26 protein-coding genes are annotated in these 26,561 nt (G+C 47.2%); 9 read left to right on the top strand and 17 right to left on the bottom strand.

Annotated features, from left to right (window positions below):
- Nucleotides 1-5: 5 nt before the first annotated feature.
- A complete protein-coding gene (locus tag HI950_RS15685) occupies nucleotides 6-542 on the top strand; it encodes a GNAT family N-acetyltransferase (protein ID WP_169085701.1) in 537 nt (178 codons plus the stop codon).
- Between the two features lie 351 nt (nucleotides 543-893).
- Here HI950_RS15685 and HI950_RS15680 read toward each other — a convergent pair whose 3' ends face one another.
- The 3 genes from HI950_RS15680 to HI950_RS15670 all read right to left on the bottom strand — a co-directional run bounded on the left by HI950_RS15680 (nucleotide 894) and on the right by HI950_RS15670 (nucleotide 4,081).
- Nucleotides 894-3,017 carry a serine hydrolase domain-containing protein gene (locus HI950_RS15680; protein ID WP_169085699.1) on the bottom strand — a complete coding sequence of 708 codons (2,124 nt, stop codon included), beginning with the start codon at nucleotides 3,015-3,017 and terminating at the stop codon, nucleotides 894-896.
- Between the two features lie 155 nt (nucleotides 3,018-3,172).
- On the bottom strand, nucleotides 3,173-3,841 hold the full coding sequence (locus HI950_RS15675; RefSeq protein ID WP_169085697.1) for a PspA/IM30 family protein: 669 nt from the start codon (nucleotides 3,839-3,841) through the stop codon (nucleotides 3,173-3,175).
- Between the two features lie 36 nt (nucleotides 3,842-3,877).
- Entirely contained in the window at nucleotides 3,878-4,081 is a 204-nt protein-coding gene (locus tag HI950_RS15670) for a PspC domain-containing protein (RefSeq protein ID WP_169085695.1), read from the bottom strand.
- 408 nt (nucleotides 4,082-4,489) lie between these two features.
- Between HI950_RS15670 and HI950_RS15665 the strand changes: the two genes are divergently transcribed.
- Nucleotides 4,490-7,918 (top strand): discoidin domain-containing protein, encoded by a 3,429-nt coding sequence (locus HI950_RS15665; RefSeq protein ID WP_169085693.1) that lies wholly within the window; start codon nucleotides 4,490-4,492, stop codon nucleotides 7,916-7,918.
- Nucleotides 7,919-8,019: 101 nt separating this feature from the next.
- Here HI950_RS15665 and HI950_RS15660 read toward each other — a convergent pair whose 3' ends face one another.
- Nucleotides 8,020-8,328, bottom strand: a complete 309-nt coding sequence (locus HI950_RS15660; RefSeq protein ID WP_169085691.1) for a DUF2628 domain-containing protein — start codon at nucleotides 8,326-8,328, stop codon at nucleotides 8,020-8,022.
- A gap of 259 nt (nucleotides 8,329-8,587) precedes the next feature.
- Between HI950_RS15660 and HI950_RS15655 the strand changes: the two genes are divergently transcribed.
- Genes HI950_RS15655 through HI950_RS15635 form a run of 5 tightly spaced genes read left to right on the top strand, consistent with a single transcriptional unit; the run spans nucleotide 8,588 to nucleotide 12,164 of the window.
- Nucleotides 8,588-9,328 (top strand): hypothetical protein, encoded by a 741-nt coding sequence (locus tag HI950_RS15655; RefSeq protein WP_169085689.1) that lies wholly within the window; start codon nucleotides 8,588-8,590, stop codon nucleotides 9,326-9,328.
- A 7-nt stretch (nucleotides 9,329-9,335) separates the two neighbouring features.
- Entirely contained in the window at nucleotides 9,336-9,713 is a 378-nt protein-coding gene (locus HI950_RS15650; protein ID WP_169085687.1) for a GntR family transcriptional regulator, read from the top strand.
- Nucleotide 9,714: 1 nt separating this feature from the next.
- Entirely contained in the window at nucleotides 9,715-10,404 is a 690-nt protein-coding gene (locus HI950_RS15645; protein WP_169085684.1) for an ABC transporter ATP-binding protein, read from the top strand.
- A 26-nt stretch (nucleotides 10,405-10,430) separates the two neighbouring features.
- Nucleotides 10,431-11,165, top strand: a complete 735-nt coding sequence (locus HI950_RS15640) for a DUF4386 domain-containing protein (protein ID WP_169085682.1) — start codon at nucleotides 10,431-10,433, stop codon at nucleotides 11,163-11,165.
- Between the two features lie 12 nt (nucleotides 11,166-11,177).
- Nucleotides 11,178-12,164, top strand: a complete 987-nt coding sequence (locus HI950_RS15635) for an NAD(P)-dependent alcohol dehydrogenase (RefSeq protein WP_169086096.1) — start codon at nucleotides 11,178-11,180, stop codon at nucleotides 12,162-12,164.
- Between the two features lie 58 nt (nucleotides 12,165-12,222).
- Here the strand turns inward: HI950_RS15635 and HI950_RS15630 are convergent, their stop codons facing one another.
- The 9 genes from HI950_RS15630 to HI950_RS15590 form a co-directional block, all read right to left on the bottom strand.
- On the bottom strand, nucleotides 12,223-12,903 hold the full coding sequence (locus tag HI950_RS15630) for an ABC transporter ATP-binding protein (RefSeq protein ID WP_169085680.1): 681 nt from the start codon (nucleotides 12,901-12,903) through the stop codon (nucleotides 12,223-12,225).
- Nucleotides 12,904-12,982: 79 nt separating this feature from the next.
- Nucleotides 12,983-14,170: an ABC transporter permease gene (locus HI950_RS15625; RefSeq protein WP_169085678.1), complete on the bottom strand. Its 1,188-nt coding sequence runs from the start codon at nucleotides 14,168-14,170 to the stop codon at nucleotides 12,983-12,985.
- A 19-nt stretch (nucleotides 14,171-14,189) separates the two neighbouring features.
- Nucleotides 14,190-15,398: an efflux RND transporter periplasmic adaptor subunit gene (locus HI950_RS15620; protein ID WP_169085676.1), complete on the bottom strand. Its 1,209-nt coding sequence runs from the start codon at nucleotides 15,396-15,398 to the stop codon at nucleotides 14,190-14,192.
- Nucleotides 15,399-15,562: 164 nt separating this feature from the next.
- On the bottom strand, nucleotides 15,563-15,898 hold the full coding sequence (locus HI950_RS15615; protein ID WP_169085674.1) for a LytTR family DNA-binding domain-containing protein: 336 nt from the start codon (nucleotides 15,896-15,898) through the stop codon (nucleotides 15,563-15,565).
- Between the two features lie 53 nt (nucleotides 15,899-15,951).
- Nucleotides 15,952-16,188 carry a hypothetical protein gene (locus HI950_RS15610; RefSeq protein WP_169085672.1) on the bottom strand — a complete coding sequence of 79 codons (237 nt, stop codon included), beginning with the start codon at nucleotides 16,186-16,188 and terminating at the stop codon, nucleotides 15,952-15,954.
- A gap of 28 nt (nucleotides 16,189-16,216) precedes the next feature.
- Entirely contained in the window at nucleotides 16,217-16,738 is a 522-nt protein-coding gene (locus HI950_RS15605; protein WP_169085670.1) for a tubby C-terminal domain-like protein, read from the bottom strand.
- A gap of 13 nt (nucleotides 16,739-16,751) precedes the next feature.
- Entirely contained in the window at nucleotides 16,752-17,081 is a 330-nt protein-coding gene (locus HI950_RS15600) for a LytR/AlgR family response regulator transcription factor (protein ID WP_169085668.1), read from the bottom strand.
- A 56-nt stretch (nucleotides 17,082-17,137) separates the two neighbouring features.
- Nucleotides 17,138-17,668 (bottom strand): stage II sporulation protein M, encoded by a 531-nt coding sequence (locus HI950_RS15595; RefSeq protein WP_169085666.1) that lies wholly within the window; start codon nucleotides 17,666-17,668, stop codon nucleotides 17,138-17,140.
- A 186-nt stretch (nucleotides 17,669-17,854) separates the two neighbouring features.
- Nucleotides 17,855-18,136 (bottom strand): hypothetical protein, encoded by a 282-nt coding sequence (locus HI950_RS15590; RefSeq protein ID WP_169085664.1) that lies wholly within the window; start codon nucleotides 18,134-18,136, stop codon nucleotides 17,855-17,857.
- Between the two features lie 403 nt (nucleotides 18,137-18,539).
- Between HI950_RS15590 and tlp the strand changes: the two genes are divergently transcribed.
- Nucleotides 18,540-18,764, top strand: coding sequence for a small acid-soluble spore protein Tlp (gene tlp, locus HI950_RS15585; RefSeq protein WP_169085662.1), 225 nt, complete (start codon nucleotides 18,540-18,542; stop codon nucleotides 18,762-18,764).
- Between the two features lie 214 nt (nucleotides 18,765-18,978).
- On the opposite strand, the gene HI950_RS15580 is transcribed toward tlp, so the two are convergent.
- The 4 genes from HI950_RS15580 to HI950_RS15565 form a co-directional block, all read right to left on the bottom strand.
- Nucleotides 18,979-19,434, bottom strand: coding sequence for a hypothetical protein (locus HI950_RS15580; RefSeq protein ID WP_169085660.1), 456 nt, complete (start codon nucleotides 19,432-19,434; stop codon nucleotides 18,979-18,981).
- Nucleotides 19,435-19,537: 103 nt separating this feature from the next.
- Nucleotides 19,538-21,370 (bottom strand): ABC transporter substrate-binding protein, encoded by a 1,833-nt coding sequence (locus HI950_RS15575; RefSeq protein WP_169085658.1) that lies wholly within the window; start codon nucleotides 21,368-21,370, stop codon nucleotides 19,538-19,540.
- Between the two features lie 122 nt (nucleotides 21,371-21,492).
- Nucleotides 21,493-23,001, bottom strand: coding sequence for an ABC transporter permease (locus tag HI950_RS15570; RefSeq protein WP_169085656.1), 1,509 nt, complete (start codon nucleotides 22,999-23,001; stop codon nucleotides 21,493-21,495).
- A 14-nt stretch (nucleotides 23,002-23,015) separates the two neighbouring features.
- The gene (locus tag HI950_RS15565) at nucleotides 23,016-24,458 is read right to left on the bottom strand and encodes an ABC transporter permease (protein ID WP_411268098.1); all 1,443 of its coding nucleotides are present in this window, start codon (nucleotides 24,456-24,458) and stop codon (nucleotides 23,016-23,018) included.
- 222 nt (nucleotides 24,459-24,680) lie between these two features.
- Here HI950_RS15565 and HI950_RS36720 point away from each other — a divergent pair, with 222 nt between their 5' ends.
- A complete protein-coding gene (locus tag HI950_RS36720) occupies nucleotides 24,681-26,417 on the top strand; it encodes an ABC transporter ATP-binding protein (RefSeq protein WP_169085654.1) in 1,737 nt (578 codons plus the stop codon).
- Nucleotides 26,418-26,561 lie beyond the last annotated feature (144 nt).

The raw sequence follows: 26,561 nt of genomic DNA, 5'->3' as shown, positions 1-26,561 counted from the left end.
GCTACATGCGCGCACAGCACATCATATGCAGAACCGATGCCGATTTTGCCCGCTATGCCCTGTTTTTTATTAAAAATCGTCAAGATTTTCGCAATAATATCACTCTGGCGGATGCATTGATAAATATCATGCACACCCTTCCGGAGTCGAGCATTATGCTAATCCTCGATTCTAATAACCAGACGATAGGCTGGGGAAATTTCCGCTACGTATCGAGTGATTACGAGCCAAATCCCAACGGAGAAATCGCATTTGTTGACTCCGTTATTATCGAAGAGAAATATCGAAGCAGCAAATTATTTCTGGATGGTTTTCATCGCCTTATCCAGCATATCGCAAACGACAATCAACGAGTACAATGGATGGAATTTAACGTGCTCGCGAGCCATCGTTATCTAAACCGGCTTTACTCTAAATTCGCGCTCAAAATAGGAGAGTATGACGGAGCATATGAACGAGAAAACCGTTATAGGGGCAATTTTCAAGAGATAAAAAAGTACCTCTCCACCATACGAGAAAAAACGATAAAAAAATACAATTGACCCTAATTTATTCCATATGATATTGTTACTATGAAACTAGTAAAGGAGGCCTACATCCATGGTTCCAATGATGCCTAGCTTTAAAAACGGAAAAAAGACTCCGCTATCCCGTTTCTCTACATTGCTCCAAAAGAATGAGCAAGCCCGCGTAAGCGTAACGGCTGCGAAGTAATGGATTTAAAAAATGGACATCCTCATTTTTTGGCTTGAGGGTGTCCATTTTTTAGTTTTGCTGCGGCTGCTGTATTGCAAAAAGTTAAGAGCCCGCTATTATCGCGTCCGTTAACGGACCGCGTAATCGCAGGCTACATGTCAAAGATTAATCCTATTTATATTTAACTATGCATAACTTTATGAGGCGTTAGGCAAAACGGCAGGACTGGCGCTTTCCGGCGCTCCCTTCGAGAGGGCTGCAGCGATCTGATCCGTCGGCTGCGTAAGCAGGGCGAATAGAATGGCAGCCTGTTCCTGCTGATTCAACACCTTCCGGGACTGGTAATCGGCTGATCCGTCTGCATTGAATTTAACTTCCGGCCCATAGATGCCGAGAGCGACCATCATTTTAACGGCTGGAACTGCCCAAGCGTCCGTCTTGCCTGCAATTTTCACTTTCTCAAACAGCTCTGACGGATACTGAGCGCTAAGCAAACGCCACAGCATGGCCGCTGCTTCTTGGCGCGTAATGGCGCGATCCGGTTCGAACTTCCCAGAGCCGCTCCCCTTCACCATTCCAAGCTCATAAGCTGCCTGAACGAAGGCTGCTGAAGGATGGCCTGACAAGTCGCCGAAAGCGAGCTCAGTCGTTTCACTGCCTTTCAGATTACTCGTTTCCAAAATAAATTTCACGTATTCTCCTCTAGTCACCTGCCGTTCCGGCTCGAAGGCTTTGCTTGCGTCGTTCGCAAAATAACCAAGTGACTGCAAGCTTAATATCTGCTCCGCAAAAGCATGCTCCTTCGTCACATCAGCAAAGCCCGCTGGCTTTGTTCCTTTGCTTGCATAGCCAAATGGATTGAGATATGGCTCTTTCATAAAAAGAACGTTTCCGTTCTCGTCCAGCTTGAATCCGGTAAATTGGTTCGTTAGCTCATCGACAAACAAATTCGCATCCACTTGATGCAGCTTGCGAGGCCCGATGTAAACGTCGCTAATCGTCAGACCCGATTCTTCCGTCTTCATGCTCGAGACTATACTCTTGATCCGAAGATCCGCATAGTAGCCGGTGAACTTTTCCAGTTGATCGCTCGATGCCGCTTTAAAATCGGCTAGCTTCGCAGGAGCCGCATATTGCGGAAAAAAGGTCTGGATGAACTGCGGATAAAACAGGTTGCGCAGCGCGCCTTGCTGGTTATACGTCAAGAAAACACCGGTATTCTGCTCAGGAATAAGAAATAAATAAGAGCTGAAGTCTGGCAGATCACCGCCTTTTGTGATGATTTTGGAACTGCTTCCTGCACCGGGTATCTGGAACGGTGCTTCAAAACCATAAGTGGTGTCAGGCAAAAGCGGATGAATAGATGATTGATATACTTCCATTTGTTCTACTGTCTTATTGGCAAGTATTCGGCTGGATTCGGATGCCCCTCCATTAAGAAAGGCGATCATAAATTTCCCTACATCCTCGGTAGTCGTAAGCATTCCACCGTGCGGCATAATGGTCGGCGCGAGCGCGTATGGTTCTACCCGCTTACCTGTCACATCGTATCCGGTCGCTAAGCGTTCCTTTAATGTGCCTTCAAGCTTGAAGCCGCTGTTTTTCATGCCAAGCGGTTTAAAAATATTTTGAGCCATGTAGGTGTCGAACGGCACTCCGCTTACTTTCTCCACGACTAATCCAAGCAGCAGGGAGCCAAAATTATCATACATGTAAGAGCTGCCCGGCTTCCGAATAACCGGAGGCAAATTGGCTCGTACATAATCTTCAATTGAAATAGTCTTCTCAAAATCAAAATGAAGATCTTCCTTATTCGGGTCACGAATTTCAAATCCAGTCGTATGTGTCAGCAACTGCTCGATCGTGACAGGGGTATTGAAAGGATTTTCAACCTCCAAATCCGGCAGATGCTTCAGAAAATCATCTTTTAGGTTAATCTTTCCCTGCTCAATAAGCTGCATAGCTGCTACAGCCGAAAAGGTCTTCGAAACCGAAGCGATCCGGAAGACGGTGGAAGCAGGATCTACCGCATCTCCCTTATCCTTGTCCGCAACGCCATAGCCCTTCTGCGCAACAACCTTGCCGTCTTTCACAACAACGACGGATGCGCCTACATATTGCGGTTTGGCTTCTTCCGAGGCAAAAAATTTATCGAGGAACATAGCTGCATTTTCCACGTTTAACTCTACTGCTTTTCCTTTGCCTTCTTCTTCCGGCGCAGCGCCGTAGACCGTTGAGGCCATCAAACATACGGTCAATAAGGCTGCTGCAAATGATTTGGCCCATAAAGCCGTTCTCGGTATGTACGAGATTTTTTTCATTATTCCACTATCCCTTCCAAATTTAAGGTGCTAAATTCATATTACGTATCCATTTCCTGGGAGGTTTCACTTTCTGGGGTTGGTACGGTAGTAAAAGCCTCAGTCAACGTGACTGAGGCTTTTGCTGTAGCAATTTTGTTGGAATAACCCTTTGGTTAGCTGTTAGGCTTCTTCTGCAAGAGACGTTTCAGTTCTTCATCCACACGAGCGCTTCGTTGCTCTTGTTGGTGATCGAAGCCGATTTTACCAGCGTCTACACGGTTATAACCTTTGGCAAGCTCACGTTCCGCCTCCCATTCCATGACCTTCATTTCGATCCGCTCGAAGCCTCTGGATGCCGAGCTTCCTTGCAACGAGTGCTCGGATTTATAACCCGGTGCTCCAGCAGTCTGCCGTACACGGTTAACTAGCTCTGTATGCTTTCCTTGAAGCTTGACTTTCTCTTCCTTCAGGTTCTGGACGTGCAGCCCGAGCTCAATAACGGCTTGCTTGGCAAGCTGCTGCAGCCTCGTCGTCTCTTCGGCTTGCTCCTGATAGATGAACTTAGCTTCAAGCGCCATACGGGCATCTACCTCGCGCTCCGCGGATAGTGCTTGCTCTGCTTTTTCTCCATAATGAGCTGCTTGCTCATTCAGATCATTGAGCTTGGCTTGAAGCATGCGCTCCTGTACTTGCTGCTGTTCCATGGCGCGCTCCGCTTTTGCAATATCCTCGTCCAAATCTCTCAAATAATGATTAAGCATCATAACCGGATTCTCGATTTTGTCTAACATCTCGTTGGCCGCTGCTTTTGTCATGCTAACTACACGCTGTAAAATTCCCATTCTATCATCTCTCCTCAAATTGTATGAAGTCTCAGTCTAAAAACTGAAGTTATTGTTATTTCCCTTTGGCACAAACAACGTAGCGATAAAGTACGCCAGTATCACAGCTCCGAAGCTAAAGAACGCCGTAATGATGACCAGCAGTCTGATGATAGTGGAATCAATTCCTAACCATTGACCGATGCCTCCACATAAACCTGTAAGCTTGCTGTCCGTTGTTGAACGAAATAATTTTTTCATATTCAATCGCCCTTTCTTGTTCCTCATCTATAGCTTTATTGTAGAGATTATCTTCTGTATCCGTAACAGTCCTCGGTCTGTTTACGAACTAGGCTTTTGGCGGGGACTAACTGCGACATCTGGCGGGGAAGCGAAGGATACCCCTATTTTTTCAGTCTAAACAATAAGATTACACACGATAAACGTAGGAATGCGTCTTCAGCAAGCCGTGCAACTGATTTATGCTGGTGTCATGGGATCGTTCAACATACCGCATGATCGTGCAAGGTTAATCGTACATAAAAGTTGGTTTTATTTCGTTGCGTCTCACGGCATTACACTTAAAGGAGGTGATTAAGAAAGGAATGGAGCTCTGCGCAAAAATGAAAGCGCATTAATAGCTGGTTAGACTATACTAGGAGGTTTTTTATGTTCTCAACGAGCGATTTGCGAAAAAGAAACCCGTTCTTTATTTTGTGTTTGGCAATTGTTGTATGGCTTTCGCAGCTCACACTGTTCCCTTCTCCCTCTTCTGCCGCCGGAGGCCCTAACCTTGCTCTTGGCAAGATTGTTACGGCCAGCGGATATGCAGATGTGTATCAAGCTAGCCATGTAAACGACAGTAGCCAGAGCACGTATTGGGAGAGTAAAAATAACGCGTTCCCGCAATGGCTTCAAGTCGATCTCGGCGCAAGCGCAAGCATCGATCAAATCGTATTGAAGCTGCCGACAGGCTGGGAAACGCGCACGCAAACATTGGCTGTGCAGGGCAGTACGAACGGCTCGACGTTTACCGATATTGTCAGCTCTACAAGCTACACATTCAATCCGTCGGTGAGCAGCAACACGGTGACGATCAATTTTACCGCAACAAGTACCCGCTACGTTCGCCTAAACATTACGGCTAACACCGGCTGGCAGGCAGGCCAAATTTCCGAATTCGAAATCTACGGTTCCACGATAACGCCCACACCTACTCCACCGCCGCCAACACCTACATCAAGTCCTACACCTACACTATCGCCAACATCAACGCCTTCAACTACACCTACACCATCGCCAACACCTCCTGCTGGCTCCAACTTAGCCATTGGCAAAACGATCACCTCTACCTCATCGATCCACACATTCGTAGCAGCAAACGGCAACGACGGAAATACGGCTACATACTGGGAAGGCGGGAGCAATCCGAGCCAGTTGACTGTCGATCTCGGTGCCAACCACAGCATCACATCGGTTGTTTTAAAGCTAAACCCGTCTAGCGAATGGGGCACGCGTTCGCAAACAATTCAAGTGTTAGGCAACAATCAGAACAACGCAACATTCAGCAACCTGGCTGCCTCTCAGTCGTATACATTCAACCCTGCTGACGGGAACACGGTAACGATTCCGGTTGCAGCTACAGCGAAACAGGTACGATTGAACATCACTACCAACTCCGGCGCTCCTGCCGGTCAAGTGGCTGAGTTCGAAATATACGGCACTCCAGCTCCGAATCCGGACCTTACGATTACCGGAATATCATGGACGCCAGCATCACCGGTCGAGACAGATGCCATTACACTTCACGCAACGGTTAAAAATATCGGCAACACGGGCTCTCCTGCGACTACGGTCAGCTTCTATTTAGGTAACGAGCTAGCAGGGTCTGCCCCGGTAGCCGCACTGACAGCTGGCGCTTCGGCAACGGTCTCGCTGAATGCAGGGACAAAAAACGCTGGAACATACCCGATCAGCGCCAAGGCTGATGAGAGCAACGCCATTATCGAGCAGAACGAGAATAACAATAGCTATAGCAATGCGGCTACGCTGACCGTTGCTCCTGTGCCAAGCTCCGATTTAATTGCAACAGCTGCATGGAATCCAAGTAATCCAAGCGGCGGCAATACAGTAACCTTTTCAGTCAATTTGAAAAACCAAGGAAACATCGCCTCTGCAAGCGGCTCTCATCCAATCACCGTCGTGCTAAAGAACTCTGTCGGCACCACCATTCAAACATTGAATGGTTCCTATAACGGCTCATTAGCAGCCGGACAATCCGTTAATGTAAGTATGGGAACCTGGACGGCTGTCAATGGCAGCTACACGGTAACTACAACCGTTGCAGCTGATGCAAACGAGGTAATCATCAAACAAGCAAACAACACAAATACAACCAGCCTATATTCAGGCCGCGGCGCTAATATGCCGTTTACCATTATGGAAGCTGAGTCTCCTTCCAACACTACAAACGGAACAAAATTAGCTCCAAATTTCAAACCTGGCGACTTTGCCGGTGAAGCCTCAGGACGCTCTGCCGTACATCTTGATGCAACAGGAGAATATGTAGAGTTCACGCTAACCTCTCCGGCTAACGCCTTTGTACTTCGTAACGCCGTAGCGGAAAATACGACCGGAACCGTTACTATTTATGCAAACGGTGTGAGTAAAGGTAAATTCACAGTAACATCCAAGTTCTCTAACGTTTATGCGACACCAAGTACGCTTGGCCGACTAGGCTATGACAATAGCCCTGGAGCAGGTTTAACCGCTTACTGGCTCTATGAAGATTCCCAGCTGCTGCTTGACCAAGTATATGAAGCCGGAACGAAGATCAAAATCCAAAAGGATGCTGGAGACGTACCTTCCATCTATGTAGACATGATCGAAACGGAAAATGTCGCGCCTCCAGCGTCTAACCCTGACCCAAGCAAATACATTCAGGTTTCCGCTTCAAAATCCATTGAGCAAGCGCTTAATGAATTTAGACAGGATTCAACGAAAAAAGGGATTTTCATACCTGCCGGCGAGTGGACGATTAACAGTAAAATATTCCTTTATGGACGTGCAACCGAAATCATCGGCGCCGGCCCATGGCATACCAAACTCGTAGCGCCACAAAATCAAACCAATACGGATGTAGGCTTTAATATTGGTTCTACAGCCAACGGCTCTACTATTAAGGACCTGTCTGCATGGGGCAACTATGTATACCGAATAGACGGACCAGGCAAATTCATCGACGGCAATGGCATGCAGAACGTAACGGTTCAAAATATTTGGGTAGAGCACTTCATCTGCTTATATTGGGGAGTCAACTCATCTAACAATACGTTCAAAGACAACCGTATTAAAAACACATTCGCAGATGGAATCAACATGACGAACGGTTCATCCTATAACGTGATTGACAACAACTATTCCAGAGGAGCCGGTGACGATGCGTTCGCTTTGTTCAGTGCGGTCGATGCTGGCGGTTCCTACAATGTAGGCAATAAGTACATCAATCTGACGGCAACCTGTGTAAGACGTGCAGCGGCTTTTGCCGTATATGGCGGTTCGGATAACCTTTATCAAAACCTCTACGGAGCAGATACATTAACCTATCCTGGAATTACAATTAGCAGCTTAAGCTTCGGCTACAACACATTAGGATTTGGCGATAAAGACACCGTTATTGACGGAGTAACATTAGACCGGACGGGCGGAGATTTCTGGACCAGCGTCGGAGCAGATGACAAGATCAACGAGTATCAGAACTTTGGTGCTATTTGGTTTTTCGGAGGAGACAGAACCTTCAAGAACATTCTGGTGAAAAATGTGGACATCAATAACCCGGTTTACTTTGGTTTAATGTTCCAGACGAAGTCTCCGGAGAACCTTGCTATGCAAAATGTTCGTGTAGAGAACGTCAATATCAACAACCCTACCCGCTACGGTATTAAGCTTGTTGTCAGAGGAGAACAAGGCCAAGGACCAGCTGTCGGTGGAGCAAGCTTTACGAATGTAAAGGTGAACAACCCTGGTGTTGCAGCCATTTACGGCGAAAGCGGAAGTCCGAATTTTACAGTGGTAAGAGTATCCGGCAATAACTGGTGATTGGGTATAACGAACGGCAAAGAGCTTACTCGGGTAACCGAGTAAGCTCTTTGTGTTGGCCTGCGATCGCAGGCGGATAAAAATAACTTAGAAATGGTGATCTAAGCCGCAATGATTCCATTAGTACGCAGTGCAGATTGAGCATGCTCATCTGCTGGGTGGTAACCCTTTTCCAGCAGTTCTTTAATATATATTTTATTATAAACAAAAGAAAAGACGATACCGGGAATCCATGCTCCAAACCCCACTGTGAATACTCCAACTGCTGCCGAGATAATAAACATAATGACAGCCCACTTCAAATCGCCTCTGAATAGCGCCGGGAAAAACCCAAATAAGAGCGTAGTCCAACTGAACCCGACTTTCACTTCCTTCACTCCGCCTGCAGCATTTCTCAATCTAACATGCATAAGTATAATCTCTCCTATTAATATATGATTTCCCAATTCTATCATAATTTCAGGTAAAAAGTACCGTTTTTTCGACAATATCATTTTAAAAATTAGGAGAATATACATGGGATGTTAATGCAAACGGAAGGACTTAGGACTGCCTAGCTTAGATTCCAGTCGTTTTATTAATGCCCATTGACATGAATTAATGAATTAGTGTACTATCTCACTAATACAATAATTCATTGTTCAAATTCAAATATAAGGGGAGATACAAATGACCGCATGGTCGGCTCTATTCAAAAAGGATTTTCAATTAACAAGAACCGTTTTTTTCATAGGGCTTGTCATGAACTTCTTGGTTTTATTGTTAACGTTGTACGTGGATATGAGTACTGGTGACAACTTATACCTATTCATACCCTTATTAGCTGCTATTGTGCTCCATATTTTTTACCTTCCGGTCATCTTGTTGATCAGCTTGAGAACAGAGGCGGATAAGCTGCATCTCTGGCTGCATAGCCAACGATCGGCCCCCACCCTACTCTTAAGTAAAGTATTAAACGGAATGGTCATGATGGCTGTATCCTTAATTATTCTCTATTTGATGGCAGGATTGCTGATTACTACTAGGTTCCATTTAATTGAAGCGTATTGGACGGATACTTTGAAGGCGGCATTGTTGATTTTTCCTCATCTTTTTATAATCTCCATGATGATTAGCGCCTTCGTGATACTCTTATGGTCCATACATCATGCCCTTAAATATAGAATTGGGCATTGGACCTGGTTAGCGCTTCTTGGCGCGGTCATCCTACCAAGCTGGGTAGGTGCCTTAATTGATTCCTCTAAACCATATAAGTTATTAACGCAGTGGGTAGACTTAGAAATGAATTTTCCGACATTCTCAATAGATCCCATACCCGCCTATGCAGGAGAATATTTGTACCACTTTATTGTAATCATTGGACTATTTTATTTGAGTGCTTGGGTCATTGATAGGAAAGTTGAGGTGTAACGATGGAATGGATGAATTTAATACTTCAAAAGCAATCTATCTGCAATTGGCAGATCGGATCAATCGACTGATTGTAAGCAAAGAGTTAAAAGCTGGTGAGAAGCTTCAATCTGTCCGTGATATGGCGTTATCCTACAACGTCAATCCGAATACCATACAGCGTACTTACAGCGAGCTGGAGCGTGAGGGCATTTTGGAAACAAGAAGAGGTCAAGGAACATTTGTCACAGAAAATGAGGAGCGGCTGATTCAACTACGCGGGAATTTGAAAGAAGAGCAGATTCTAACGTTTGTTCAGGTCATGCAGGAGATGGGATACAGCTCACATGAAATGATCGCCGGACTACAGGACCACTTAAACAAAATGGATAAAGGAGATGCGTAATGTGATTGAATTGGCTAATGTTTCAAAGACGTATATGAAACGTCCTGCAATTAAAAATATTTCATTGACGCTCCCCTTAGGTAAGATCATAGGCATTGTGGGCGAAAACGGCAGTGGAAAATCAACGCTATTGAAGCTTATAGCAGGTCTTTCGCAGCCGACAAGTGGAACAGTGACCGTTAATGGAGAAATGGCGAATCGCAGAATCTCCAAGCTCGTTTCTTACTTATCGGGGCATGATTCTTTCTACTCCATATTCACGGTAAGAGAAGCATTGGCCTTTGAGGCTTCGCAGTTTACGGACTTCAATATGGCTAAGGCTGAGGAAATCATGAAGTATATGCAGCTAGACCCAGATAAGAGAATCAAAGAGCTCTCAAAAGGAAATCGCAGCCGATTAAAAATCGTGCTTACGCTAGCCAGAGAAGTGCCTTACCTTTTAATGGACGAACCGTTATCTGGACTTGATCCGTTGGTGCGGCAATCTATCGTGAAGGGAATGATTTCTTATGTCGATCTGGAACGTCAGACATTAGTCATGACCAGCCATGAGATAACAGAAATCGAATCGATATTGGATAGCTTTATAGCCATCAAAGACGGTTCATTAATTAGAATGACTGATGTCGAGGAATTACATGAATCAGAGGGGCTTGGCATATCGGACTGGATGAAGAAGGCGTATATCTAATATATAAAAAAGAAGGAGATAAAAAAATGATAGCCAACAGAAAAACCGCAATCATTGTCGGAGCGCTATTTATACTAGCGGCGGTCACGTCAATTGTAGGTCTTCTTTTATACGACCCTATTCTAAATGGTCCGGATTACCTTACTGCAGGCTTTGAGCATAAAAACCAAGTGGTACTGGGAGCGCTTTTTGAGTTAATTCTTGTCTGCTCAGCTATTGGCACTTCGATTATGCTGTTTCCATTATTAAGAAAGCAAAATGAAAGTATAGCTCTTGGGTATGTCTGCTTCAGGTTTCTTGAGGCCGTTATTATAATGGTTGGTATCGTCAGCGTACTATCCCTATTGACCTTAAGTCAGCAATTTGTAGAAACAGCCGCTTCGGATGCTTCCGCTTTTCAAGCCTCAGGTACCTTATTAAAAGCCGTACATGACTGGACCTTTATGCTGGGACCTAATTTTATGCTTGGCATAAACACGATGCTGTGCAGTTATTTGCTCTATAAATCAAAACTCGTACCCCGATTTATATCCGTCATGGGTCTTGCTGGAGCGACACTTATTTTTATCGCAGCCTTGTTAGAAATGTTCGGTATTATTCTTCAACTTTCAACATGGGGAGCCGTTTTGGCGCTTCCGGTAGCCTTATATGAAATGACTTTAGCGGTATGGCTCATCGTTAAAGGATTCAATTTAACTGCCTTCGCTTCCGAATCGGCAAAAACGAAAACGAATGAGCTAATAGCCGCACGCCTATCATAAGGAGGAATCGTTATTAAAGCTATTGTGGCATCAAACTACGGATCACCGGAGGTTCTGCAGCTCAAAGAGGTCGAAAAACCTACGCCCAAAGACAATGAACTATTAATAAAAGTCTTTGCGACAACTGTAAATGTCGGGGACTGTAGGATGCGAAGCTTTAACGTCCCTCCCATGTTCTGGCTCCCCGGCCGAATTGCTTTAGGTTTTAGAAAACCAAGAAATCCGATATTCGGAATGGAGCTTGCCGGTGAAGTGGCCGCAGTCGGAAAAGATGTAACACAGTTCAAAGCAGGCGACCCGATTTTCGCATCGACCTTCAAGGTGAATTTTGGTGCCCACGCCGAGTATAAATGTCTGCCCGAGGATGGCGCTGTGGTGAAAAAGCCAAACAATATGACCTATGAGGAAGCTGCTACTCTTTCTATTGGAGCACTTACCGCCCTGTCATTCCTCAAGAAAGCTAACATCCAGCCCGGAAAAAAAGTCCTTATCAATGGCGCATCGGGCAGCGTAGGCACTTTCGCGGTGCAGCTTGCCAAATACTATGGGGCAGAAGTCACTGGGGTATGCAGTACCCGGAATATAGAATTGGTAAAATCTCTAGGCGCAGATAAGATTATAGACTACACGCAAGAGGATTTTGCAAAAAACGGCGTGGCCTACGATATTATTTTTGACGCGGTTGGCAAGACTTCGCTATCACAATGTAAAAGCTCACTGAAGCAAAAAGGCTATTATCTTCATACGGGATTGGTGGGTTCTGAGCTTAAAGCGCTGTGGTATTCGATGACAACAGATAAGAAAATCATCGGCGGGACGGCAGTCCCAAGCAAAGAAGATCTCGTTTTTCTCAAGGAGCTTGTCGAGGCGGGCCAACTGAAATCAGTGATTGATCGCTGCTATCCGCTGGAGCAGACGGTCGAGGCGCACCGGTATGTCGATCAAGGCCGTAAAAAAGGAAATGTAGTTATCACTTTGAGACATAATAACAAACTCTAATAAAACGTTTTTTCTGCGCAAGTATGGCGAGCTGCGGTTTACGCATACACTTTACCGGTCATCGCTCTTGGCGGACATCGCTCCTTATCTCACCATCCCCGAACAGTACGATCCGTGTTCCATAGTCCGCAATGTGGGGGTCATGGGTAACGAGGATGACCGTCGTCCCCTCCTCATTCAACTGGGAGAACAGCTGCATGATATCGGCGGCTGAGGCGGTGTCCAGATTGCCTGTAGGTTCGTCGGCTAACAAGATTGAGGGATTCATTGCGAGCGCCCGGGCGACGGCGACCCGCTGGCGCTGCCCGCCTGAAAGCTCATTCGGCCGATTCTTGATGCGCTCGCCGAGTCCTACTTTGTCCAGCAGCACCTTCGCCCGCTCAATCCTGTCCTTTCTGGAATACAAGCCATAAATCATCGGCAGCTCCACATTTCGCAGAATCGTCTGCTTTGGCAGGAGGTTGAAGCTCTGGAACACGAAGCCAATCTTTTGATTGCGAACCTTGTCCAGCTCCTTCTCCTGCAGGGATTCGATCTGAATGCCGTCCAACTCATAGCTGCCCGAATCCTGCGTATCGAGGCAACCGATTATATTCATGAGCGTCGATTTCCCTGAGCCGGACGGACCCATGATGGAGACGAATTCCCCCTTTTTGATATGAAGTGAAATTTGCTTGATCGCAGTCACCTCGACCGCTCCGTTCCGGTACAGCTTCGATATATCGGTCAATGTAATCATAGCTTCACGCACGCTTTCATAGGAATCATACTAGATGTCTTGCGTTATTCATCATCTTCCATTAATCATTCGCCATTCGTTATTCATAACGCAGCGCCTCGATCGGCTTCATCCGAGCCGCGCGGTTCGCGGGCAATAAGCCGAAGAAGATTCCGATGACCATCGAGAACAGCACCCCGATGCCGATGATCGACAGATCGATAAGCGGCGGCCACTTTGCAAAATGCGCAACGACATTAGCGAACACCAGCCCGATAATGATGCCGGCCATGCCTCCTAGCGTCGTTAAAATCATCGATTCGATCAGGAATTGGACCAGAATATTCCGATAGCTGGCTCCTAATGCCTTGCGGATTCCGATCTCCCGCGTTCGTTCCGTCACCGAGACCAGCATCATATTCATTACGCCGACTCCGCCGACAACAAGGGAAATACTGGCGATGCCGCCCACGACGCTTGTCATGACACGGGTGACCGTCGTCAGGATCGTTTTGAACAGTTCCTGGTTCACCACCTCATAATGCCCGTCGAGCGTACTAGTGGAATTGAGCACGTCGACCGCCTTCTTGCTGACCAGCTCCAACTGATCGGCGTTGTACGTCTGGACGTCGACGGATTGTATATGATCATTATCATACAGCACCGGCCATAAGGCCCTGGGCATCATTATGCCGAGGTCACTCTCCAACTTGGCCGCATAAATACCGGCAATCTCGAAAGGTTCATAATTAATATAGAGGATCGAGCCGGTTCCGATGGCAGGCAGCTCTTCCTCGAGCTTCCGGGCCAGGCGCTCCGTAATGATGACAACCCGCTTACCTCCCTCCCACTCCTCATCGGTAAACGCCCGTCCCTGAACGATATTCGCCTTAACCGTGTTCCAATAGGTCATATCGATCCCCTTCAGGCTGGCGCCGCTCTCGTTCTGATAATAGGTGACATCGACGGTGCTGTCGTTCGTGGCGTAGATCTGCTTAATTTGGTCTATCGTTCGAAGCGCAATTATATCCTTATCCGCAAAATAAGCCGGAGGCTCCTTCTCAAACGAAATATCATCCGTATTCGGCACATAGATAATCGTCAGCGTGTTCTCCTGCTGTCCGGCCAAATTGCTCTTTAGCATCGATTCCCCGCCCCGGCCGATGGCAACAACGCCAATGACAGCGCCAACGCCAATGACGATCCCAAACATCGTTAGTAGCGATCTTAACTTATGATCAAAGATCGACGAGATAGCAATTTCAAAGTTCTCGATTAAGGTTCTCACAGCCTATCACCCACCCTGCCTAGCTTTCAACCATTTTAATGTTCTGCTCAATGATCTTCATGCCGACCAGAATATCTAATGATGGCGACTTCACAACCCGCTCCCCTTCCGATACGCCGGTTGTAATCTCAATCAGATGATCGGATATCAGACCTGCCTTGACCTCACGCTGCTCCACCGTGCCGTCGGCCGTCACCACGTATACATTTTTCGACGGCTTCTCGTCGCTGTCCAATGAGGGTTGATCCCACATATCCTCAAATACGCTCGAATACGGGACAGCGAGCACCTCCTGGACGACCGTCTGGATTTCCACATTGACATGCGATCCGTTCGCGAGTGGATGCGTTCCTGACGCCAGGCTTAGCTTAACTGGGTACGTACTGACCCCCTTCTCATCAGCTGCCGCCGTCTCGGCAGGCTGCTCGTCACGGAAGCTGATTGCCCCTTCCCACTCCCGATTCGGGAAGGCCTTCGACCGGAACAAAGCGGCCTGTCCAACCTGGACATTTTCCAGCTCATATTCCGACACCTCCGCTTCGACTATCTGTGACGCCGACACCAGCTCTACAATCGGGCCGCTTGGCACATAACCATCATTTAACGGCATCACCTGACTGACGATGCCTTCGAGTGAGGAGTATACAATCGTATCGGCGGCCTGCTGCTCTAGCTCATCAAACGTTAATTGAGCCTCCTGCTCTGAGATGAGAATCCGCTTCTCATCCATCTCCAGCTTGGCGACCTGCTCATGGAATTGATTCAACTGCCCCTCATCCTGGCTGCTCATCACCGTGGACAGCTGCCGTTCAAGTTCTTTCCGCCGCAGCTCCAGCTCCTCCCGCTGGACCTCTACGCTTTTCAGCGCTAACTGCGCCCGCTTCATATCGACGTTATTATCACGATTCGTATATTTAACGAGCGGCGTTCCCTCCTGCACTCGATCACCCTGCTTGACTAAAATTTCCGCGTCCTCGCCGTTCTCGGTATCGAAATACAGGCTTTGTTCCTGCTCCGGCTTTACGATCCCTGCGACAATCACGGTTTTAGCCATCTCCGCTCGTTTAACCGTTACCAGCTCATAAATCATCTTCGTCGATTCGGACCGCAGCACCTCCAAATACGCATAACCAAGGCCAAAGGCAGCAGCCGCAATAACTACGATAATGCCCCACGCCCAAATCCCTCTTGATTTCTTCGCTTTGCCGAGTACAGCTTCGGATTGCAACCAGACCAACTCCTACAGCTTGATAATAATAGCTCCATATGAGTACGATCCCCCCTCGCCTGATGTTGAAGGTGGACTCAATCAGCATGAGGCGTGGGGATCAGATATGCCGCACTCTCGTAAGCCTATTAAAATGAATGTCCCTCCTTGTCATTCTCCGTCTGCTAGAAGCCCTCGATCGTTACCAAATATAGCTTTTTAGAAACCAACGCAACCTTCCCGCCCCTATACTTCGCTTCGTAAATCTGGTCATTGATCGGCACTAGCTCCTGGATTCGCTTGAAATTCACGATAAATGATTTATGCAAGCGTTTAAAATGCGGGGGCAAATAGACGAACAGCTCATTCAACAATGACCTGGAATAAATCACTTCTTTATCCAGGTGAATATACGTTTTTTGATTTTGCCTTTCAATGAAACAAATTCGTTCAATTGGGACAAAGACAAGCTTGTCCTTCCGTTTGACGATCAAGTTGTCTCCACTAATCGAAATGGACATCGTAAAGGACCTCACCTTATCCTTATATTTGGTCTGCCTATCGGGGTTGCTAGCTATCGACTGTTAACCGCCAGGTTGGCCTTCGTTACCTTCTGCGCCGCATCGATCATGCCGTATCCCCATATCGCCAGAAATACTAGGCTGAACACCGCAGACACGGATTGGCTGCAGATCATAGCGATGACTGATAGCACAGCGAATACAATTCCTCTAATGAGGGAACCGGCATAGATTTGTCCAAGACCGGAGAAAATGAACGATAAAAGTATAGCGATCCATTTCTTTTTCATAGAAAAAAGCCTCCTCTATTCTAGTTAATTATTTAGGGGAATGAAGATAGGTGTGGAAGATACCCAATAGCAGCAGCTCATGCTCATTGCATGCAGGATCCACCAGCTTGAAATTGGCTTTGGCCGGAATTGTCAGTGTTTCCTTCCACTCCGCCAACGGTTTTCCATCCAGAATGATTATTCCCCAGTCCATCAATGGTTTATTGAGCTGGTAGGTTTTGCCCTGATATTCAAAATCCGTCTTCTCGCCAAGATCCAAAAGCTTCTTATCGACCAAATGAATTTTCGAGGTGCCCTCACCCGAATGATAGGTGATATAGTACTGTCTTCTTTTGATGAACGTCCGAACCTGATTCGCCTCGACGACCAGCTTATCATTCGCATCTGTAATTCGGTAATCGGTAAACATCGCCCCTTCTGTCACGATATCCAGCAATCTCATTAACGGATTTGAATAAGTTCGTTCAATATAGGCAATGACCTCTCCCTGTTCATTGAGGACTTCGGACTTTTTCGTGGAATAGCGGTTATACATTCGGTATGTATACAAAAGGATCATTCCTTTAAGTTATAATTTCGTTTACTTTTTCCTTCTTGATTAACGCCTTCTTCTGCTCCCCGAATAATACCTCACAGCAAGAGGCATTCATAAATTGGATTTCAACGATTCGCCTCTTATTAATGATGAAGGATCGATGAGAGCGTACAAAGTCCGGTGACAATAAAGTATGAATATTCTTCAAGGATACGGATGCCTTCACCGTTTTATCCGCTGTATGGATGTATGTATCGTTTCCCAGCTTCTCCAGGAACAAAATGTCGTTGATGTCGATGAACACAATCTTCATACTGTCATGCAGCAAAATACTATTTCCATATTTATTCAACTTCATCCTACATTCATAGCCCTGCGCATTCCGGCATTCCCCCTAGTACAAATTAATGAACCTTACCCCACAATCGCGGCTATGAGCCGGTTCGATACCAGAATTTCCAGCAAGGCTCCAACTATCAGCAGAACAACCGTCAATGGAATCTCTCGCCGCAGCAATCGCTTATTAAACGTCCAGAACGCGCTCTGTGATTCACCTCCTTTTTTAATAAGGATAAGAATTTTTATATTCTGTATGCAGGTGAATAGTACAAGGAACAGCGCAATTAACTCAAAAATACCGTGTATGAGCGAAACGGGAAAATAAATCAACGGCGGAATTCCACTTGCCTTCGCGGCGTAACCGATGGAATACAAGTTCTTAATAATGAATGGAATGGCCAAGCCGACTGTGGACAGTAAATACATGAACAGAATGGTTATCGTATTCGCGATAAATACGAACCAAATGAAATGTGTCCCCAGCTTCTCAACATCGTCAGGCGGTCTCCCGACGCCAGCATTGAAATAGCCCACTGAGAAGCAAACGACGACGATAGCGATGTAAATAAAGGCCAGATTCCTCGTGTCCACCAGTTTAGCTGTCAATTGAATCACCTCCTTCGAGTGGGATCTCATTACCAATCCAAGCAGCGAATAACAACTTCTCCCAAAACCTGATAGAGTCTACCAAGGTCGGACAAGAACTAACAAATACTTTACTATAATGATCATAAAAATACAACCTTTGCCATATATGGCTAAGGTTGTATTTTTATGATACGATGTATGGAATTAGAGCAATTGCGACAAGTCCCACAGAATGCCGACCACTTTCGCCAGCTTTGCTGCAGGCAGCAGGTCAATAATGAATTTCCCGATATCGACGATGACGCCGCCGAGATCCCACCAGCTAAAGCCGTCTGTGGTGCGTACGATCGCCTTCAGTTTGTATGCAATTGAAGCAGCGATTGTTGCAGCTTGTCCGCCTGGAATTAGACCTACGAGACCATCAACGATTTTGTTGGCCACATACGTGTAGCTTACCGTACCATCCGTGAAAAGCGTGTAAAACATTAAACCATCTCCATTCATCTTAGTAATTTTGAAGTTTTGCTTCCTCGGATATAACTATAATTCAATTTTTACCACTATAAAATCCCCTTATTGTAAATACTTAACATATGTATCTGAACTCTATTATTCACGCATATGTTTGCATCATTTACTAGATAATGGAGATTGCTAGAAGCGCAGATGCCCGTAATAAGCGTTCTCAATAAATCGAAAAGGGCCATGCGCAATTGCATGGGCCTCTCTCAGAGCCAGTCTTTCCGGTTCCTCTTCCTGTCTGTAAACCGATGGAACGATTACAATCGTGTTCGAAAAACATTTTTAAATACATAAGATTGTCCGATAGTGACAAAACTAATGGTTAGTGCTCCAATGAGCGCAACTATTACCTGGAGGCGATAAACGAATGGCAAAACCGGATAATCGGGCAGATAATGTTGAGCATTTACAGCAAAGTATCCAAAATACAAAGGAAAACATGAAAGAAGCTGAAAGTTATTTAAACGAATTTTCATCCGAAATCAGCAGCACGGAACTAAATCAAATCGAAGAAAAAAATGAGCGCCGCAAAGAAAGCATTCGAGGTTTTCAAGAGGAAATTAAAGACGAATCCGCTTTTTCTAAAGAGTAGATAAATAATGCGATTCAGTCCCAGAAATTTAAAACGGGGCTGAATCCTTTTAATGCGTTATTAGGTGAATGAAGATACGGGGAAGCTACGGAGAATGAGATTGCAATAGATGCACAGGGCTTAATTAATAAAAGGCTGCCGTGAACGTTAGTTCACGGCAGCCTTCATCATAAACAATTCCTTTACCATTCACTTCATCTATCCATACAGCCTTTTATGCTCGTGTAGGCGCGACTCTATACAAGACTCTTCCGTCCGAATCTTGTGTCCCCTCTTGAGGCAATAAGCTCCATCCGAATGAAAGGACGGAAGCTAGACGCTGCGCGTCAGCCTCAGACAAGTATGCGCTGACCGCTTCGTTATCCGGCTCCAGGATAAGCTCCGCTTCTTGCTTCAGCGCGACGAGTATCCAGCTATGAATGCCGCGGATCGTGTTGTACTTGATTTGGTAGCCGTTCTTCACAGCTTGCGCGAAGTTGTCCGCATCCTCGTTCGCCAAAGCGGTTAAAGCGGCGTAATCGAAATGGAACTTGCTTTCATCCGCAGGCAGATTGCCGGCCTGAACTCTGCTAATGAGCTCATCCTCGGACCAGTCGTATGCTTTCAGCGATTCCAACATCAGGGCATCCCATTGCGATAGTTTCGTATCAGGCTTGATTCTGTCATCCATTCGTGATCTCTCCTTTGTGCTCCGCATGTGAGCAGCTCGATAGGAAAGAGACTGCCCCGGTCATCATCGATAACCGGAGGCAGTCTCTTGCCAGTATTAAAAGTTATTTGCTCGCTTTGTAGGCGTTTAAGAATTCTTTCGCTTTCGCCGGATCGGCTTTTAGCTCCAGGCCTGTGTCGACCAGCGGGCTAAGCGTGGAAACGGCTTTGAATTTATTGCCGTTGTAGAAAGACAAGATCTCGTCCTGATTGATGGAGTAGAGAACGGCTTTCCGCAGGTCTGCGCTTTCTGCGACTGGACGGTTTTTCGTATTGAACAGCAAGTAAGAAACAGCGTTGCTCCGTACCGTTTGAAGCGCCAGCTTGCTGTCGCCCTTCACGACGTCGAATTTCGTCTCGGATACGCCGTAGTAGATATGAATCTCGCCGCTGCGAAGCGCGGACAAGCTGCTGTCTGCGTCTTTAATGAAACGGATTTTAATATTGGCGATATTCGGCTCATTTTCCGTGCCAGTCATATAAGCAGGGTTTTTGTAGAAGATCGCCTCGTAATCATTTTTGGAGGACAGGATATAAGGACCGCTCGTATACAATGTATTGTTGTACGCGCTGCCTTCCGTTACCGTGTTTTGGTCGCCGTAAGGAATATCTTTGTTCACGTCGAATTTAGCCACGTCGTACTTATTGATGCTCTCTACCTGTTTCTTGGACACGATGCCTGCCGATTGATGAGCCAAATAGTTCAGCACTTGAGGGAAAGGCTCAGTCGTCGTAAGCTTAACGACTTGGTATTTGCCCTCTTTGTTGTTCGCTTGCTTCTTGTCCGATACGAGCTCGTTTATTTTTGTACCAAGGCCTTGCTCAAGAGCGGTTTTCACGCTGTCGCTGCCGCCGGAGAGCTTAACAGCTTCCAGTGCTGCGGCATCCGTCACAAGCTCCACGTTTTTAATATGCTCGTGAAGAGTGAACGTGCGGTGGTCAGGCACGGAGTTTTTGTCCTTCGCGCGGTTTAGCGAGAAGATGACATCGTCAGCACCAACGCGTTCGCCTGTATCTGCTGCAAGCTTGTTTTTAATTTGGGCAAAATTGATATTGTCTCTTAGGATGAAGTAGTAGTCGGAATTGCCTTCGGCAATGGCATGATTGTATGACAAGGAGCCTTCCGAAGTGATTTTATCGTCATCTGTCAGATTCACTAACCGAACGTACATATTGGTATTGATAATATTGATGGAGCCGTCGTTGCCTTTGATCGGGTCAAGCGACGTCAGCGTTGGCATAGTCGACTGAAGCACTAGCGCATCCGTACCGCGCTTCGCTGTGTCTTTAAAATCGACGTCTTCCCAAGGAAGGGAACGGGACTTCGAGATGCGGACGGAATCCTTGTTCAGTACGTCCTGGTTCAAAGCCTGCGCTTTAAGCGAGTTGTATAGCGGCGCGATATAAGCCTTGTCGAAGACGAGCTGCTGCTCGAATTGCTTATAAGTTTCCGTGTACTCTTCTGGCGTTTGAGCACCGGCGGCATCAATTAAAGTATCGATCTCCGAATCGGCAAGGATGCTGTAGTCTCCGCCAGTCTTGAAGAGCGAGCGAACCGCGTAGTCAGGATTGCCGGTAACGGTAGTCCAGCTGGACAATGCGATGTCATAATTGCCGGCATCCTGCTGCGATTTGAAGCTGCCGTAATCGGCCTGTACATTCAATTTTACGTTAAATCCGTTTTTTGCAAGCTGGTCGCGAACGATGTTAAGGTCAGCCTCGTTTGAGCTCATGCCAAGCAGCTCTATGTCTACCGGGTTGCTGTCGACGACAGCTTCCGTTCCTTGCGTTGGCGACGGCGATTCCGCCACGTCGTTTTTAGTCGTTAATTTGCAGCCGCTGAGCATAATCGAAAGGCTGATTAGCAACAAAGCGGCGAATTTGCCTTTGTTCTTCATGGTATTCTCCTCCTGGGTTATCGTTATCTTGTATGTTAACTCACATTCAGTTATCGTCCGTTCATGTCTCGTAACGTAGAAGTCGATGGAATATGAATGAGGTTAAAAAAGGGATTGAAGCATTAATCCAGCTTCGGATCAAGCGCGTCGCGCAAGCCGTCGCCAAGGAAGTTGAACGAAAGCACCAGCGCGATTATCGCAAGTCCCGGATAGACGGCCGTAAAGGCATGCGTCTCGAGATAGGCGCTACCGAGCTTTAAAATGTTGCCCCATTCCGGAATATGCGGCTCTACGCCGAGCCCCAAATAGCTCAAGCTGCTGGTCGAGATGACCGCGGTGCCAATCGTCAGCGTAGATTTTACGATCATCGGCGCGATGGAGTTGGGTACGATATGCTTGAACAAAATGGTCAGGTCGCTTGCGCCGAATGCCCTAGCGGCCTGTACGTATTCCAGAGTGGATACGAGCATGACATTCGCTCTCATCGTCCTGGCATACGTCGGGATCGCGCCTACGCTCAATGCCAAGATCAAATTGACGGTGCTTGCGCCGAATGCCGCGATAATGGCAATGGCAAGCAGAATGCCCGGTATCGCGTAGAGGATATCGAGTATTCTCATAATGATGTTGTCCGTATGCCGCCCGTAATAGCCGGAGACCGCACCCAGCACGCCCCCGATCAGGACGGGGATGAGCGTTGACAACAGGCCGACGGCCAATGAAATGCGTGCTCCGAAGACGATACGCGAGAACAGGTCTCTTCCGAAGTTATCCGTTCCAAGCGGGTAGGCCAGCTCAGGAGATTGAAGAATTAAGCTGTAGTTGTTCTCGATCGCAAGGCCGTAATCGAAGGTCAGATAACTGGTTATGGACAACGTGAGCAGGAACAAGATGAAGAGCAGTCCCAGCATGGAAGTCGAGCTTCTCGACAGACGCTCGACGACTTCCCCCAGCTTGGAACCGGATGTATAGCCCCTGTCCCGCAGCTTGGCAATCAGCAATAATCCCAGGAATAAAGCGAACAAATTGCCGGACACCGAAGTTAAGATAAGAATGCCGGCAACTAATCCCATCCAGCGCGGCATAACCGCTTTCTCCGCATACTTGGCAACCAGGAGCAACGCTGCGAGCTGCAGGATCGCGGCAATGATCAGCAGGAACATGCCTATTAGGAAGCCGTTTGCCACATAGGGCTTGAACAGATTTAGAGCAGAAACCGCGAATACGAGCAAGGTCGTAAGCAGCGAGTAAACGGCTAGCGTGTAGGCCGCGCTTTTTTTCTGCTTGATGAGCTGGAACGCAGTGGTTGCAACGAACACGTTCGCGGTTAGCACGCTTAACAGCAGCACATAACCTAGCAACCTTGTGGAACGTCTAATTGCGCCGAACCGGATAAGATCGCTTCGAATGAGCGCCCATACCGCCAACTCAAGCAGCGCAAAGGCGAAATAAGCAATGCTTACGATGAGTACTGCTGGCTTAAATGACCCGTCGCCGGGAACATAACTGTTTAGCAGAAGAACAAGCGCCAGAGCCAGGGATACGATGCCGGCGAAGCTCGCTTGGCCGTATTCTTGGCTTGATTTCAGCCTGAACCTGACTTCTTGCTTAGTGATAGTAGGATTCGTCAAGAGTAGCACCTGCTTTAGTATTGTTTCATTTTCGAACGGATTCTAGGATCAAAAAACGCATACAGCAAATCGACGATAACGTTCACGATCGAAATGGTAATGGCTGTATAGACGACCCCGCCCATCACGCTAGGAATGTCAGGAATGAATTGTTTGTCCACGATATAACTGCCTATACCGCTAATATTGAATACTTTCTCCGTAACCGCCGCTCCGCCGAGCATGCCGCCGAACTGCAGGCCGATGACCGTAATAATAGGGATTAGCGCGTTGCCTACGGCATGCTTCCATATCACATGCTTTCGGGCAAGCCCTTTTGCCCTTGCGGTCGTAATGTAATCCTCATGGATGACCTCCAGCGTCGATGAACGGGTCATGCGGGCTACGGCAGCCGTTAGTCCCGTACCGAGAACGACGATCGGCATAATCGCGGACAGCCAGTTTTCGGGGTTATACGTTGCGGGCAGCCATGGCAGCTTAATCGAGAAATTCAAAATAAAAATAAGAGCTTGCCAAAAATTCGGGATCGATAATCCGAGCAAGGCAATGAACATAAAGGTATAATCAAAAAAGGAATTCGGCCTCGTAGCCGAAACAATGCCGATTGGCAGAGCGATTAATACGGCGATCAGCGTCGAGATGACCGTTAACGTCAGCGTCACCGGAAATTTATTGGCAATGGCTGCGGTTACGTTCTCGTTGCCCGCGAAAGACTTGCCAAGATCGAAAGTAAGGATGCCTTTAAGCGTGTCCCATAGCTGGACAAGATAAGGTTGATCCAATCCGTACAGATGGTTGAACGCTGCAATTTGCTCGGCGGTCGCTGTCTCGCCTAATAGGTTAGCCGCTGGATTCATCGGCGATATATATAGGATCGTAAAAACGAGAAACGCGACTCCGAAGATGACGAATATAGCCATCACCAATCGTTCCGCGACGTATTTCAAGTAAGGCATAGAGTAGATTGCCATCAATAGATACATAGGGAAACCGATAATCAGCGATAATGCGAAAAAGGCCGGATTCAAAGCTAACGCATGATACGTATCGCCAAACGAAAACTTCAGTCCGCTCTCGCTGGCAAGCCGTTTCTCCAGTTCATGGCTGAACGTCTCATTGAATTTCATCTCAGCCATCCGATTCGCTTCCAGCTCGGTCTGCTCTGCGCTGACAGTTTGCCCGAAGAAACGGTGCTTGCGGATAAGCTGTTCCTTAGCCTCAAGCAGCAGCTTACCCCGGTACCCGGTCGCAAGCAGCTTGTTCTTCGTCTCCTCGGCGATAGCTTTGTAGCCGTACTTGGATTTACGATATTGATGAACGCCATACACGATGGCAGATACGGGTGCTCCTATCAGCAATAAAAGCAGACTGTAGGCCGGATGTAGTAACATTTTGCGGTAGATGGCGGCAATATGATCAACAAAGCCATTACCCGTTGCAGTTGCGTGCCCTTTCAAGCTAGTCCGCTTCCTTTCATTCTCGTAATTTTAAATTGCATTATTCCGATCGATATAGTAGATTTTATTTTAAGGGTTGGAATATGTCAATAACTTTTAAATTGGTTACTTACTTTTTTTCATTATACATGCTATAAGGAGTATGAGGTAAAAAAAAAGCATCATCTTTTTTTAAATATTAACTATTCTTTATTGGAAAACAACAGAATTGCAGGTGCATATATGGATACATTATTGCAAGTTAACGATTTATCGGTTTCTTTTTTCACCCGTGACAAAGAAATAGAAGCAGTCCGTCATGTCAGCTTTGAAGTCCGTAAAGGCGAGACGCTGGGAATCGTAGGCGAATCCGGAAGCGGCAAAAGCGTTACCGCACGTACGATTATGAGGCTTCTGCCCTCTCCTCCTTCCATGGTGAAAAACGGCGAGGTGCTTTTTCAAGGCCAAAACCTTGCCTTTAAAACCGACAAAGAAATGGAAGCCATACGCGGAAGGGATATCGGGATGATCTTTCAAGATCCGATGTCCTCCCTTAATCCGACGATGCGGATCGGCAACCAAATTGAAGAAAGCTTGATCAAGCATCGAAAGCTGGATAAGAAGCAAGCCCGGACGGAAGCGATTGAGATGCTGAAGCTCGTAGGCATTCCAAACAGCGAAGCCCGCTATCATCAGTATGCTCATGAGTTCTCTGGCGGGATGCGTCAGCGGGTCATGATCGCTATTGCGTTAGCATGCCGCCCATCGCTGCTTATTGCGGACGAGCCGACAACGTCGCTTGACGTGACCATACAGGCACAGATCCTTAACCAGATGAAGGATATTCAGAAGCAGCTCGGTACCTCCATTATTTTAATTACGCATGACCTCGGCGTCGTGGCCGGCATGTGCGACCGCGTCGTCGTGATGAAGGACGGGGAAATCGTCGAGACGGGGACAACGGAGCAAATTTTTGCAAATCCGCAGCATCCTTACACCGTTAAGCTTCTCAACGCATTACCGCGCTTGGACGAGAAGAAAAAACCGAAGCCCGTGCCTGCGATTGTTCAGCGGGAAGAGGGCGTGCCGCTGCTGCAGGTTCGCGCCTTGAAGCAATATTTTGATATGGGAAAAGGACAGATTGTTAAGGCGGTTAATGATATCAGCTTCGATATACAGGCAGGCGAGACGCTCGGCGTGGTAGGAGAATCCGGCAGCGGCAAGTCGACGACCGGCCGCACGATTCTCCGCTTAAATGAAGCGACTGGCGGCGAGGTGCTCTTCAAAGGCATTCCGCTCCAGCAATTAAACCGCTCTGAGATGAAGACGATGAGGCGGCATATGGGAATGATCTTCCAAGATCCGTATGCCTCCCTGAATCCAAGGCTTCGCATCATTGATATTATTGGCGAGGCGCTTGACGTGCACGAAATAACGACCACCAAGCGGGATCGCCAGAGACGTGTCGAGGAGCTGCTAGAGATGGTTGGGCTAGATCCGTCTCATGCCATGCGGTATCCGCATGAATTTTCCGGCGGACAGCGCCAGCGGATCGGCATTGCGCGAACGCTGGCCGTGGAGCCGGAATTTATCGTATGCGACGAGCCGTTGTCCGCCCTAGACGTTTCGATTCAAGCCCAGATCGTGAAGCTGCTGGAGGAACTCCAGCAAAGGCTCGGCCTAACGTACCTGTTCATCGCCCATGATTTATCGATGGTGAAGCATATTAGCGACCGCGTCGCGGTGATGTACAAAGGGAAAATCGTGGAGCTTGCCGAAAGCGAGGAGCTTTACGCGAACCCGATCCATGCCTATACGAAGTCGCTGCTTGCGGCCATTCCGGTACCCGATCCCAAGGTTGAATCGCAGAAGAAGCTAGTGCCGCATGAGGAAGCTTCCAAAGCTGATCCCTACGGCCTCGAACGCTCCGAATTCGTGGAAGTAAAAAAGGGGCACTGGGTGGCCGTTGCGACTGGCTAAGCCAGCAAGTTAAGAGCACTAAAGACCGTGACCCGTAGGATGTATACCATCTTGCGGGTCACTTTTTTAATAGGTGGGCTATCGGCACTACAATCAATACTCATCCCCGCTTGGGAGCAGACAGGTTCCACTCACCTGATCCCC

This window comes from Paenibacillus sp. PL91, from assembly GCF_012935325.2.
Classification (GTDB): Bacteria; Bacillota; Bacilli; order Paenibacillales; family Paenibacillaceae; genus Pristimantibacillus.
The sequence above is the reverse complement of the archived record's forward strand: the minus strand, read 5'-3'. Positions and strand labels throughout refer to the sequence as shown.